Source organism: Arsukibacterium tuosuense (assembly GCF_900215315.1).
Taxonomy (GTDB): Bacteria; Pseudomonadota; Gammaproteobacteria; order Enterobacterales; family Alteromonadaceae; genus Alishewanella; species Alishewanella tuosuense.
Genome location: NZ_OBEB01000004.1, coordinates 1 through 13,522, shown reverse-complemented (window position 1 = coordinate 13,522; position 13,522 = coordinate 1). Strand labels below are relative to the sequence as shown.

The 13,522-nt window shown below is 51.2% G+C and carries 11 protein-coding genes; 4 read left to right on the top strand and 7 right to left on the bottom strand.

Annotated features, from left to right (window positions below; genetic code table 11):
• Positions 1–121: 121 nt before the first annotated feature.
• Both CRO03_RS08945 and CRO03_RS08940 read left to right on the top strand, forming a co-directional pair.
• Complete coding sequence (locus CRO03_RS08945; RefSeq protein ID WP_212682397.1) at positions 122–427, top strand: hypothetical protein; 306 nt, start codon at positions 122–124, stop codon at positions 425–427.
• Between the two features lie 112 nt (positions 428–539).
• On the top strand, positions 540–2,420 hold the full coding sequence (locus tag CRO03_RS08940; protein ID WP_097111302.1) for a hypothetical protein: 1,881 nt from the start codon (positions 540–542) through the stop codon (positions 2,418–2,420).
• 111 nt (positions 2,421–2,531) lie between these two features.
• On the opposite strand, the gene CRO03_RS08935 is transcribed toward CRO03_RS08940, so the two are convergent.
• The 4 genes from CRO03_RS08935 to CRO03_RS08920 form a co-directional block, all read right to left on the bottom strand.
• On the bottom strand, positions 2,532–3,899 hold the full coding sequence (locus CRO03_RS08935) for a peptidoglycan DD-metalloendopeptidase family protein (protein WP_097111301.1): 1,368 nt from the start codon (positions 3,897–3,899) through the stop codon (positions 2,532–2,534).
• Between the two features lie 65 nt (positions 3,900–3,964).
• Positions 3,965–5,353 (bottom strand): M23/M56 family metallopeptidase, encoded by a 1,389-nt coding sequence (locus CRO03_RS08930; protein WP_097111300.1) that lies wholly within the window; start codon positions 5,351–5,353, stop codon positions 3,965–3,967.
• 1 nt (position 5,354) lies between these two features.
• Positions 5,355–5,762, bottom strand: a complete 408-nt coding sequence (locus CRO03_RS08925) for a BlaI/MecI/CopY family transcriptional regulator (protein ID WP_097111299.1) — start codon at positions 5,760–5,762, stop codon at positions 5,355–5,357.
• A gap of 162 nt (positions 5,763–5,924) precedes the next feature.
• Positions 5,925–6,755 (bottom strand): DNA ligase, encoded by an 831-nt coding sequence (locus CRO03_RS08920; protein ID WP_097111298.1) that lies wholly within the window; start codon positions 6,753–6,755, stop codon positions 5,925–5,927.
• Positions 6,756–6,989: 234 nt separating this feature from the next.
• On the opposite strand from CRO03_RS08920, the gene CRO03_RS08915 reads away from it, so the two are divergent.
• On the top strand, positions 6,990–8,912 hold the full coding sequence (locus CRO03_RS08915) for a putative bifunctional diguanylate cyclase/phosphodiesterase (RefSeq protein ID WP_097111297.1): 1,923 nt from the start codon (positions 6,990–6,992) through the stop codon (positions 8,910–8,912).
• Here CRO03_RS08915 and mtgA read toward each other — a convergent pair.
• Positions 8,892–9,581 (bottom strand): monofunctional biosynthetic peptidoglycan transglycosylase, encoded by a 690-nt coding sequence (mtgA, locus tag CRO03_RS08910; protein ID WP_097111296.1) that lies wholly within the window; start codon positions 9,579–9,581, stop codon positions 8,892–8,894. The genes CRO03_RS08915 and mtgA overlap by 21 nt on opposite strands.
• A 279-nt stretch (positions 9,582–9,860) precedes the next feature.
• On the opposite strand from mtgA, the gene CRO03_RS08905 reads away from it, so the two are divergent.
• The gene (locus CRO03_RS08905) at positions 9,861–11,165 is read left to right on the top strand and encodes a glycerophosphodiester phosphodiesterase family protein (RefSeq protein ID WP_097111654.1); all 1,305 of its coding nucleotides are present in this window, start codon (positions 9,861–9,863) and stop codon (positions 11,163–11,165) included.
• Positions 11,166–11,213: 48 nt separating this feature from the next.
• Here CRO03_RS08905 and CRO03_RS08900 read toward each other — a convergent pair whose 3' ends face one another.
• Positions 11,214–12,488, bottom strand: coding sequence for an O-acetylhomoserine aminocarboxypropyltransferase/cysteine synthase family protein (locus tag CRO03_RS08900; RefSeq protein WP_097111295.1), 1,275 nt, complete (start codon positions 12,486–12,488; stop codon positions 11,214–11,216).
• Between the two features lie 123 nt (positions 12,489–12,611).
• Positions 12,612–13,250 (bottom strand): thiopurine S-methyltransferase, encoded by a 639-nt coding sequence (gene tmpT, locus CRO03_RS08895; protein ID WP_097111294.1) that lies wholly within the window; start codon positions 13,248–13,250, stop codon positions 12,612–12,614.
• Positions 13,251–13,522 lie beyond the last annotated feature (272 nt).

Sequence of the window (13,522 nt, the reverse complement as noted above, 5' to 3'; positions counted from 1 at the left end):
ACACGTTCTGTTGTTTAATTAAAGCATCCAGATGCTTGTTGCAGATCAATTGCTTGCCAGGTGGTTGCTCTATACTCGTACTACCAACCCAGTTACAGCCGGCGTTAGCGGGTAAATAACGATGGCAACACAATCTGACTTACCAAGTGCTGAAACCCCTGCAGTGAAGCCTCCCAGGTTATTCTGGCTAAAATTGGCGATGCTGCTTGGCATTGCCATGGTAATCCTTGGCCATTTCCTGTGGGTCGGCCTGGACCTGCCGCAAACCATGGGCGTGCCCGGCATCATTCTGGTAGCAGCATGCTGCGCTTTCGGACTCATCCTGTCGCTACCCACCAAAATTTACCTGACGCTGCTGCTAATGCAGCACGAAAGTGAGGTTAAAGCAGCACAGCAGGCTGCAATAAGAAAAAAGACGGACGTATGAAAGCGTAGTTTTAACAAAATCTGCAAATATCACCCTCCATCAATTGCAATAATGAACCAGTCAGGCAGAATACCTGCAATTCCAACAATATGATTTTAAAAAGGATGTAATCATGGCATATGATTATGGCAGTGAGTCCTTAGGGATCCGTAACCCCTTTAAAGCCGAGGGCCTGCTTCGGGCAAGCCGTGGCTTGATTGTGAGTTTACTGGGCATTTACCCGTTACTGCAGGTGGTTAGCCTGGTACAGCAGGATAAAACCCTGGCCTGGATATACGCCGCTGTAGGCTTCCTGTTGCTGGCGGGCGGCTTAAAGGCGCTGGGCGGCGGTATTGCTCAGATGATGCGGTTTTTTGTCGGCCGCAGCGTGCCTACCTCGCTGGCCCCTAACTTTAGTAAGTCTGAGCGGGAAACAGCCAAGCTGGAGCAGCCACATTACAAAAGCATTGATCTGGAAGAAATGCTGATGGGCCGCAAAAATAAAACATTTGTGGAACCAGACGGCTTTATTTCCCGCTTAGTACATACTCTGGTACCTAAGCTGATATTCCTGCCCTATCCGCTGCGTAACCTGGCGCAGCGGTTTGCCGGGGCCCTGATTGCCACGGCCATTGCGCTGGTGGCCTACGCCCTCACCGCCTTTGTTTGTTTAACCGGGCTGGCCGGCGACACCGGCGATATTTTGCTGCCGTTTTTCTCTTTTGTGCTGGTGGTATATTTAATTCTGAGCTGGCGGGGTGCCAGTACCGTGTATCGCAAGGCAGAAAAAAGCATTGAAACACAGGGCAACCTGAAACTGGCCAAAATTATGGCGTTTGCCATCCTGGCGCCGGTATTGTTGGGGTTAGCCATTAACTTCCTGTTACAGCAGCCCGACGTGCAGTACTTTGTCAGTGAATTACAGACCGCTGAACTACAAAGCTTCGCAGTGATGCCGCAGTTATTGCTGGTGCTGGTTTTTGGCGCTATCAGTGGCGCCTTTATTTTTCTGCTGTTAAAACAGCGCACGGCCAAGGTGCAGGCGCAGACGAAAGTATCTGAGTATCGTGCTAACTGGCAGGAAAATATTCATCCGCGCGAACTGTTTGTAAATATCGACAATATTGTGATGGCAAACCGGCGCTATATGGAAATACCCAACCGCGTCTATCGCGAACTGGCACCGAACCTGAACGAACAATCTGAAAGCAAAGGCGATTTTAATGGCGAAGTGATGATTGAAACTCAGCCCGCTTATGCTCCGCTGCAGCATACTGCCTTATTTAAGCACTTACGGATATGGGCGACCATCACTGGCCAGTTGCTGCTACTGATTGGCCCCTTTATTTTGTTTTATCTGCTGTTTGAGGCACAAACTGTCCTGAGCCTGGTACGCGAATTTACTGCGCTGGCGCGGCCCGGTGATGCTGTAACCCAGAGCTTTGTAGTTAATCTGTTTAATGAAAGTCAGTTTATCTTAAGCCTGATTTTCAGCTGGCTTATCTGCCACAGCTTTGGCCGCCTGCTGGAAAATTACAGCCACACTTTCTGGGCTGAACTGAACTTTGATTCGTTACTGGTATATCTGAAATGCGAAGGAACTTATACCCAAAGCAAACTGACCACGGGTAAAGGCATTTACGACTCAACTTCATCGGAAAACTATGTCATGCGCTCATCGTTAACGCCATGGGTCATCAGCTCACGTATCATGAGCAGTACTTTTGCAGACAGCGGCGCTAAGAATGTAGAGCACCCCCGGCATATTCTGGAAATGCAGGATAACCCGCAGGAAATGCAGGCAATAATTGATGATATTCAGAGCTTTTTATCAGCGCGTGAAACTATTGCCAATGTTAAAAACGCCCAGGATTTATCTAATACTGAGCAAATTTATCAGATTAATCAGCAGTCGCGAGCTATGCCGGTAACCCCGGACCAGGCCAGCCTGGCCAGCCCGCAACAAGATGCTGAAGCCAGCCTCAACCTACAGGCTGAACCCGCCAAACAGTAAAGCGGTCTGCGCTGAATTTCCCCGCTGCCGCCGATGCGGCATGCGGGCAATACACAGCTAAACTACCCAGGTAAATAGTAGCTGGCAGCCAGACGGACTGACATCAATCCATCAGAACAACTGCGCCAGCGCCGTCTCCTGCTCCATTTGCTCAATCATAAAGGCCACCCGCTGCAAAAAGGCGTCGCGGCTATCATCCGGGACTGGCTCTGCCAGTGGAATATTGGCCGTCATCGGATTGACCGGCCGGTTGTTAACGTGCAGCTCGTAATGCAGGTGCGCGCCGGTTACCCGGCCGCTGGCGCCGGAGAGAGCAATGCGCTGGCCCCGCTCAACCCGTTGGCCCGGGCGCACCAACGCCCTTTGCAAGTGCAGATAACGGGTTTTAAACTGGCCATGATGCTGAATTTCAATATAACGGCCGGCAAACGGATGATTTTCAACCCGGATCACCTTGCCCTCAGCCGCCGCCAGCACCGCAGTGCCGGTAGGGGTGGCAAAGTCAGTACCGTTATGCGGTCGCACCCGGCCGGTTACCGGATGCAACCGCCGCGGATTAAAGTCGTCACTTACCCTGAAAGTACGGGATAATGGCAGCCGCATAAAAGCCCGCTCTAAACTTTCGCCACTGGCATCGTAAAACTGGCCATTATCATGCAGAAACGCATTGAGCTGCTGGCGGCGGTTAAACAGCCGCACCCCTTCAATCCGGCTCTGGCCGGTAGCTGTACTGCCAACATAGTTGTCACTGCGTACTACCTGAAAACGGGCACCGGCCTGAATGTCGCGGGAAAAATTAAGTTTATCCCGGAAAAGTTGATGCACTGTCGCAATTTCAGCATCTGTCAGGCCGGCCTGTTGCGCTGACTGGTAAAAGCTGCCGCTAATAGTTCCTGCCAACGTAGTACTGTGCCACTCACCCGGGTCGAGCAACTCCTGATAACTGAACTCGCCATCAGCTTCGCGCCGATACAGTACCCGGTTGCCGGCGTGAACATACAGCTCCATGGCCTGCAACTGCAGCTTGTCATCCAGCGTAAAAGTCAGGCTGTGTCCCGGGCGTAACACATCCAGCGCCAGTAAAGACTGATCAGCCGCCAATACCTGCTGCAATTGCTGCTGGCTAAAGCCCTGGCGGGAGAATATCCGGCTCAGACTATCTCCAGGCTCGATGGCATAATGACGCAGCCGTGCATCCGCGACTATGGCGCTGTGCACTGCGCTAACAGCCTGCTGGACCCGCTGCCAGTTGGCCGCCAGTTGCGCAAGCTGCCAGTCGCGCCAGCCGTCGGCCAGCAAACCGGGTATTGCCAAAGCAGTAACCGGGGCAGCAACCGGCGCTGAGCTGCTGCGCGGGGCCGGCCATAACAGAATAATCAGCGTTAATAACATCAGTAACAGCATCGCCCGCCGGTGCAGGGCGGGAATAAGCGACAAGCGCAGAAGACGCGGATTAAGCTGCGATCCGTTGCTGGACATGGGTTAGCGCTCCATAATTAAGGTGTTTTGCTTGCGGTAAATAAATGAATACATCGTTGCGGCTATCAGGGTAATTTCAGGTAGGCCGCCGGATCCTGTTGCCGGCCGTTAACCAGTATTTCAAAATGTAAATGCGGACCGGTTACCTGGCCGCTGCTTCCTACCGTACCTACTGGCTCGCCGGCGGCAATCCGCTGGCCCGCTTTGACAGAAAAACTATCCAGGTGGGCATATAAAGTCTGGTAGCCATGGCCATGGTCAATTAACACTACTTTGCCATAGCGGCTATTCAGGCTGCTGGCGTCAGCAAGCAGTACCTTACCGCTCTGGCTGGCCCTGATGACAACGCCGCGGGCGGCAGCAAAGTCCAGCCCCTGGTGAGGACGGTTTTGCCTGAATGGGTGCTGCTGCGCATAAAAAGAGCTAATTACCGGCTTTTCGACCGGCAGCAACCACTGCTCTGGGGGCTCGCTGTAACTAAAGGCCGCAGTGCTAAGCTGCAGCAATACTGCGCTGCCAGCAAACATGCCAAAAAGCCGCCCGCGTTGCCAGGCAGATAAGCCATCCGGGCGTTGAAACAGCTGCTGAAAGCGTTGCTGATAAAAGCCCTTACCGGCATTACCATGAATAAAACCTGCCGAGAGACCAGACAACTGGCCAGAACGGCTTAGCTGCAAACAGCTCAGTAATGTCTGGCCATAAAGCGTTGCCAGCTCGGGTTGCTTAGCAAGTACTGCCTGGTCCACCGCCAGCTCCATAGTGCGAATAAATGCCTGTTCAATATGTTTCAGGGCCGGTATAAACCAACATGCAGCGACCAGCATGCGCAGTAACAACAGTTGCTGCGGATCGCGCCGTTGCAAATGCAGCCACTCATGAGTCAGCAGTAGCTGGCGCTGTTGCTCTGTCAGCTGCCAGATATAGGCCGGCACTACGATGACCTTCTGCCTCCAGCCCGCCGTAAAAGGCGACAATGCGGCCTGCGTCTGGCGAATTTCAACATCTGCCGGCAGTGCAGCCCGCTGCGCCGCGCTTAACAGGCTGGCCAGCGGCAAGGGTTCGGTCAGCGCCACCAACTGCTGTAATTTTTGCCATTGTGCTTTTAGCCGCGCCAGTTGCCAGAAACTTACCATCGCCAGCAATAACAGCAGCAGCTCAGCCCAGTATTGCTGAAGTGCGGCAGGCTGATGGTTAAGCGCAGGATGCGCGGGCTGAGCGGTAAGCGTTTGCATGATAATGAACGTGTCCTGCAACAACACAGAGGGCACCACCCATTGCTGCCCCAGTTGCGGTAACGGTAACAATGGCAGGAAACAAAGGGCCAGCAGCCACCAGTAAAAGGCCGGCCATTGCTGCAGACCGGGTATTTTTCTCAGTAAAAACGGACAGGCCCACCACAACAGTGCCGCCCAGACACTACATAGCCCTAATGAAATAAGCAGTTGCTGGGCCATCTCAGTTGTCCTTGCCGGCCGCAGGGTGAGGGTCGGCCGCCGGCTCCTGGGCTAACTTCTGCAACAGCAGCTCCAGATCAGCTATTTCACTGGCATTAACCAATTTACTGTTGGCAAACATCGCTACCGGCAAGGGCCCGTTTATCTCAAATACCCGGTTGGCGAAATCCTGGACAAAAGCCGCCAGCGTAGGCATTTTATCCAGCAGTGCGGTGTAAGTGTTTTTATTAGCACAACTGGTACAGGCAATAAATCCCTTCGCCGCCATCCGCTCCAGGGTTTTGCGGGTAGACGAATAGCCCCACCCCAGCACAGGCGCCAGCTCATCATGCAGCTCACGTGCAGTAAGCGGTTGTTTTAACCACAGTAATTTAAGAATTTCCAGTTCTGGCGCCGTGGGCTGGTGCATAGCAATGTTGTCAGCTAGTCATTAAGTGGCGCCAGAGTGCGACATTTGTCACAGTTATGTCAAGCAAAATTTGCGACAGTTGTCGCAGCTACAGTTGTCACAGCGGCAGTTTTAAAAGGTGAAGAAATTTACCCTAAGCCAAATAACGCCCGCCTAACCCACTTAAAACGGCTGGTTCAGCCGTAAAAACCGGGCAAAGCGGGGTAAGCCGTTTTTAGTCAGGCCGTTATAGCGGTAGGTCACCGTAGCGCCAATTTCTGGCGGACTCTGGCGCAGTGCATCGGTTAAGCCACTGCCAATGGCAAACTCTCTGCCGTCAGGGGTTTTAACCACTAAAGCCCCCACCATCCCCCGATACTTGCCCTTACCCGGCCGATAACCAATAACCCGGGCTTCACTGTCCTGATAGGTTTTCAGCTTTAGTAAATCGCTGCTTCTACCGGTTTTGTATAACGCATCCTGATGATGCAGCATTAAGCCTTCAGCGCCAGCGCTTTCAAGCTCGTTAAGTCTAGCCAGTAGTACGGTGTTATCTTTAATCCGAAACTGCGGCACTACCATTAAATAGCGGCTGTTTTGCTGCTGAACAATAGTTTGTAGCGCCCTGCTACGTTCGCTAAACGTGCCTGCGGCATTGGGTAGTTCAAACAGGTAATAACGAATATGCTGCCATTCACTAGCTACCGCCTGCTGTTTACTGACAATACTTAAGGTATCTGCAAACTTATTACGGCCCAGCCACAGTTCACCATCTAAGGGTTGCTCAGGAAAACCGGCAGTAAACCACTCTGGCGCCGCTATAATATTGCCGCCGCGGGAAATAAGCTGCTCGCCATTCCAGAAGGCCCGTACGCCATCGAGCTTTTCACTGACCCAATACTGCTGTACCTCAATATTCTCCTGATACACTTCGGCCAGTAACAAGTCGGGTTTCGTAGTAGCTGTGATCTGAACACTGCAGAGCGCCAGCAAAAAAGTTAACAATCTAATCACTACTCAGCATCCTTTCATTTAAAATTGAAAGTATAGTGAGGATTGGTGCTGCAGCAAGCAAACTACTGGAAACATTCAGGACTTGCCCGCAGATTGGGCCGGACATCATCTACTTCGCTTACTTTTCGGCGTGCCTGGCATAACAGTTGGTATTTCTGAATTTACACGGTAAAGTGAATGACATAGTACGGCCGACGATGTGCAATGACCCCAACTTATAACGCAACGGGAACTATGCAGCAGATTATCGAACAAAATGTTAATTTCGGCCTGGTTCGTCGGCGCAGACTAATGCAGATTTGCGCGATATCGGCGCTCGGTTTACTTATTGCGTTAGCTGTGGCTAATGGCATTACTTTTATTATTTTTGCTACTGGTCTGGGCTGCCTGCTGCTGGCTTTTGGGTTTGCCTTTCAGCATAAACTACAAATATCGGCCCACATTTTACTCTGGTCACTGGCTGCGATGCTGTCAGCATTCGCACTAACCGGCGCCGGCTTGTTTGATCTGGCAATTCTGGGCTACCCATGTTTACTTATTTTCGCTGCCATACTGGGCAATATTGGCCTGTTCGTATCAATACTGTCGTTTATTATTGCGCAATGTATCTTGCTTACCTGGCTTACCCTGCATGACCATATCACCCCAAATATCCCCAGTTTAAGCTGGCCGCACCTGGTGTTTATTCTGATTATTTTTATTATCACGGGGTTTAGTGTTTATATTTTAGTACGAGACATGAAGCGGCTGATGCTGTCGTTGCAACATGAAAATTCCAAAGTGCAACTCAGCCAGGTAAAAATTCAGCACCTGGCTCATCACGATGCGCTGACAAACTTAGCAAACCGGTTATATGGCGAGCAGTTGTTTCAGCAAAAATTAGAATATTGCCAGCGCAAGCAGCAGCAACTTGCCCTGCTGTTTCTCGATCTGGACAACTTTAAACCGGTTAATGATGCTTTAGGCCATGCCGCCGGAGACGAATTACTAAAGCAACTCGCCCGTCGTCTTAGCGATATATTACCTGGTGACCATCACCTTATCCGGTTTGGTGGTGACGAGTTTCTGGTATTGGCGCCGGGCCCAGCCGGTCGCGATCACTTAATTAAGTTAGCAGCTAACATAATTAAAAACGTTACTGCAATATTCAACATATTACAGAACCAGGTTACGGTGTCTGCTTCTATCGGGATTGCCTGTGCGCCAGCAGATGGTAATGATTTTAAACAGTTGTGCCGCAAAGCTGATATTGCCATGTACCGCGCTAAAGAAGATGGCCGTAATACGTACCACTTTTACGATGACAGCCTAGATAAAGCCAACGATGACAAATTCAAATTATTGCAACTGCTGCGCCTGGCATTAACTGAGCAGCAATTCCGGCTGTACTATCAACCGCAAATTGCTTTAGGCAGTGGCCAGATAACCGCAGTTGAAGCCCTGCTGCGCTGGCCTCAGGCCGACGGTAGCATGATAAGCCCCGATCAATTTATTCCGTTGGCCGAAAGCAGTGGTTTAATTTGTGAGTTGGGTAGTTGGGTACTGCGCCAAGCCTGCCAACATTGTGCACTATTACGCCGGCAAGGTTTTGCTGAATTGCGGGTTGCGGTGAATTTGTCCGTCATTCAGTTTAAAGATGGCTTGTTGCCGGGCACTGTTCACGCTGCGCTGCAACAGGCTGAATTGCCGGCAGAGGCGCTTGAGCTGGAACTAACCGAGTCATTGCTGGCTGACGATACCGAGCATATTCTGTTACAACTGGATACGTTGAGCCAGCTGGGTGTTACCATTGCAATTGACGACTTTGGGACAGGCTATTCAAATTTAAGTTATCTGCGCCGTTTTAATGCCAGCACGCTGAAAATAGATCGCTCGTTTATCTCAACAGAAGAGCAATGGCAAGCCAACGCCCCCCTGGTGCAAGCCATTATTCAGATGGCAGTCAGTCTGGGTTTAAATACCATAGCAGAAGGCATTGAAAGTGCAGATGCTATCCGCAAGCTGCAAGCCCTGGGCTGTAATGAGGGCCAGGGGTTTTACTGGTCACCCGCCGTGCCAATAGAACAGCTACCCGCTTTGTTTACGGCACTGCAGCTATCCGCTCAAGCTTCGCCAGCCACTAGCAATACCAATTTGTTAATTGAAGATGGTGTCTAGATAGCCAGCGCCCAATTGCTGCATTTGCCGTTCAACCCAGGCCACGCGCTGCCGTAGGTAAGGGGTTAGCTGGCGGGCATCCCGGCTACGCGGGCCTGGCAACAGCACCGCCAGGCGGGCGGCTTCGTTAATGGTTAGTTTGCTGGCCGGTTTAGCAAAGTAATGCTGGCTGGCCGCTTCTACGCCGTAAATGCCTTTGCCAAATTCAGCAATATTTAAATACACCTCTAAAATGCGTTTTTTGCCCCAGATAACTTCCAGGCTCACTGCCAACCCCGCCTCCATGCCTTTTCGAACCAGGCTGCGGCCGGGCCATAGCAACAGGTTTTTCGCGGTTTGCTGACTGATAGTGCTGGCGCCACGCAGGCCACCCCCCTCTTCTGATTGCTCAAGGGCATCACTTATCGCAGACAGATCAACACCGAAATGCTTTGGAAAACGCTGATCTTCAGAGGCAACCATGGCCAGTGCCACATGTCCGGGCAACGTATCAATGCTTACCCACTGCTGGCGCACCGGATAGGGGCTTTGCAGCATAAATGACGATGTGGGAGGCGGCACAAACCGCAGTGTCAGCAGCAGGATCAACAACAACAGCACCATGCCCAGCACGACGCGCCACAGCACAAACCATGTCCAGCCTACAAAACCGCGTTCACCCTGGGTCATTCACTCTTTACCACCCGATGTCAGATTCCAGAAAAAAGCCGCTGTACGGCGCTGCCATTCGCAATGTTCAAGCATACAGGCTTTAAGCCTACCGTAGACTGAACTGTAAAAACAAAGATCCATACCAGCCGGCGCAGATAAGCTGATCACATTATCGTCATTAAATTTGCGCTTTTAATTCACAAAGATTGGCTAGGGTAGCACTGCCGTGCAGTGAATCGGCTGTTAAATGCGTTCCTTAATGCTGCTATTGTTAAACTAACTACCAAGGAAAATTTTATGCTCAATTTAAAGATCTTGCGCGGTCTTGGCATATCCACCCTGCATGTCGCCCTATTACTGAGCCCGGTGTTTGCCTTCGGCGATACTACCACCGTTCTCAGAAAAAACGATAGCCAGACTAATATCAGTAGTCCTTCTCTTAAAGTACCCGACAAATATGCTGTGCAGTTCGGGCCCCGCCCCGCATACTTGGTTGATAATATGGACCCGAGCCCGCTAAAGGAGCGCCTGCAAAGCTGTAATACCGGCCGTAAGTTAAAAAAGACAATGTTTTCAATTGGTCACCGTGGTGCGCCGTTGCAGTTTCCGGAGCACACCAGAGAGTCTTATGAAGCAGCAGCCAGTATGGGCGCCGGCATCATGGAGTGTGATGTCACCTTTACCAAAGACACCGAGCTGGTTTGCCGCCATTCCCAATGCGACCTGCACACAACCACTAACATTCTGGCGATACCGGAACTGGCAGCAAAATGCAGCGAACCCTTTACCCCGGCAGACCTTGCCGCTGGTACGCCGGCCAGCGCCAGGTGCTGCACCAGTGACCTGACGCTGGCCGAGTTTAAAATGTTAAAGGGCAAAATGGACGCCTTTAACCCACAGGCGACGACCGCTGCAGAGTATATGAAAGGCACACCACCCTGGCGCACCGATCTGTACGCCAACACCGGCACCCTGCTTACCCACGCAGAAAGCATTACCTTGTTTAAACAACTGGGCGTTAAATTTACCCCGGAATTAAAAGCGGCAGAGGTGGCCATGCCGTATCAGGGCACATACAGCCAGACTGACTATGCCCAGCAGCTTATCGATGAGTATCGTGCCGCCGGTGTAAAACCGAAAGACGTCTGGCCGCAGTCATTCGATATTACCGACATTCGCTACTGGATAGCCAACGAGCCTGCATTCGGCCGGCAGGCTGTCTATCTGGATGATGCGAATACGCCTGTCGATCTGCCATCAGCGACAGAACTGCAAGGTTATGCCGCTGAAAATATTAACATTGTGGCACCGCCGATGTGGGCCCTGCTGGAACTGGACGCAGCTAACAACATCGTACCCTCTGTTTATGCCCGTAACGCTAAAGATGCCGGGCTGGACATTATCGCCTGGTCATTCGAGCGCTCCGGGCCGTTAGACAATGGCGGCGGCTGGTATTACCAAACGGTCAACCCGGTGATTAACAACGATGGCGATATGCTGGAAGTGCTGCACGTTATGGCGCAAGACGTCGGCGTAACAGGGGTATTCTCAGACTGGCCTGCTACCGTTAGCTACTATGCCAACTGCATGAGCCTGCCCTGACCAGACTGCGGTTGTCGGCTACCCATATGGGTAGCCGGACTGACGTTATCAGGCAGAAGCCGCAATCAAGGCTTGCTGTAAATCAGCCAGTAAGTCATCAATATGCTCAATGCCAATGGATAAACGCACCATATCAGCCGATACCCCTGCCGCAGCCAATTCTTCATCGTTCAGCTGGCGGTGGGTTGTTGCAGCAGGAATAGCAGCACAACTTTTAGCATCACCAATATTGACCAGCCGCAGGATAAGCTGCAATGCATCGTAAAAGCGGGCTGCGGCTTCCCGACCGCCATTAATGCCAAAACTAAGAATACCTGATGCCTGCCCCTGCATGTATTTTTGGGCTAAAGCGTGGTCTTTATGCTGCGGCAAAGCAGCATATTTCACCCAGCCAATCTGGGGTTGCTGCTCAAGCCAGCTGGCCACCGCCAGCGTGTTTTGATTAACGCGCTCAATACGTAAAGCCAGTGTTTCCAGCCCCTGCAATAAGTTCCAGGCAGCCTGGGCACTTAACGCCGCTCCCATATTACGCAGCGGTACTACCCTGGCGCGGGCAATAAAGGCAGCTTCGCCAACATCGCGGGTGTAACTAACCCCATGGTAAGAAATATCCGGCTCGTTTAATAACGGAAAACGTTTGGCATGTTCAGCCCAGGGAAATTTGCCGGAATCGACAATCAGGCCACCTATAGTAGTGCCATGGCCGCCAATGTATTTGGTCGCCGAATGCACCACTATGTCGGCTCCATGCTCAATAGGTCGCCACAAAAATGGCGTAGCAACAGTGTTATCAACAATTAAAGGTAAGCCATGGCGGTGTGCCAGTTCCGCCAGTTTTTCAATATCAACAATACTGCCAGAGGGGTTACCAATGCTTTCGCAGTATACGGCTCTGGTGCGCGCATCAATCAATTGCTCTATAGCATGGTAGTCGTCTTTATTCGCAAAGCGCACTTCAATGCCCTGGCGAGGAAAAGTGTGCGCGAATAAGTTGTAAGTGCCACCATAAAGCTCATTAATTGAAATAATATTATCGCCGGTCTCTGCAATAGTTTGAATGGCATAGGTAATAGCCGCCATGCCGGATGCCACTGCCAGCGCACCTATACCGCCTTCCAGAGCCGCGATGCGCTGCTCCAGTACCTCACAAGTAGGGTTCATGATGCGGGAATAGATATTGCCGGTCACTTTTAAATCAAACAAGTCTGCCGCGTGCTGGGCACTGTCAAAGCTAAACGAACTGGTTTGGTGAATAGGTACGGCTACCGAATGCTGATTATCGGGCTGGTAACCATGATGTAGTGCTATCGTTTCTCTTTTCATCGCCAATCTTCCAGAATAAATAGACTTTCATCAAAGCATAGCCTTGATAATATGTCAATCTACACATCTGGACGTCTAAAAAAAGAGTGGCAGATAACCAGCGCCAACTTATTACAGACAAGGTTATTGCTTGCTTAAAAACCAGGCAAGCTCTGTGGCCTGACATTTTTTCTTTAAGCCACCCGGCACTTCACGTTGCTCCAGGCAGTTAAGATGATATGCATTGCTATAGAGGTTATGCATTTCTGCGCTATCAACCGAAAAAGGCGGCCCTGCCAGCTGCGCTTGATCATATTCAAAGCAAATAACCAGTTGCGGCGCGCCCTGGCTGATGGTTATCAGGTGCTGGGCATAGCGTTGGCGCATGGTATCTGGCAACGCCACCAGCGCAGCGCGGTCATATATCGCGGCAACCGGGCCTAAGGTGGCTTCTGACAATTCAAAAATATCGCCGACAAATACTTCAAGCTTATCTGCACTATAATGCTGCAATTTACCAACTGTGCTAACGCTCGGTGTTAGCCCCAGCTCAGCAAAGAGTTCTTTTACCGCAACTTCGCTTAGCTCTGCACCAACTACCCGATAACCGCATGCCAGCAACCAGTGACTATCCAGGCTTTTCCCACAAAGGGGCAGAAACACCCTGGCACCAGGTGCTATTGATAGTTGACTGAAATGGTTTACCAGCAACGGATTAGCCGCTGCCTGATGAAAGGCAATCTCTCTTTTTTGCCACTTTTCCTGCCAGAAATCCGGGTCCACGCGCCCTCCTTTACTGTGTTGCTGTCAGTTACTTCGGCAATGCCATTTCGCACAACCCATTTGCCGTCGATATTAACATTGTTTGCACTGATTCTTGCACACGCTTTGGCACTAACTCAGCTGGCTTCTGGCACTAAATGGAGTTTGATTTGAGGTTTGGGCAAGGATAATTTTGATCTGATAATCATCTAGCCTAAGTGGCCTTGGACGGCCTCCGAGTTAATAGCTATTTTTTGATTGCCGTCGAAAAAAACTATTTCCAAGGAGGCCGT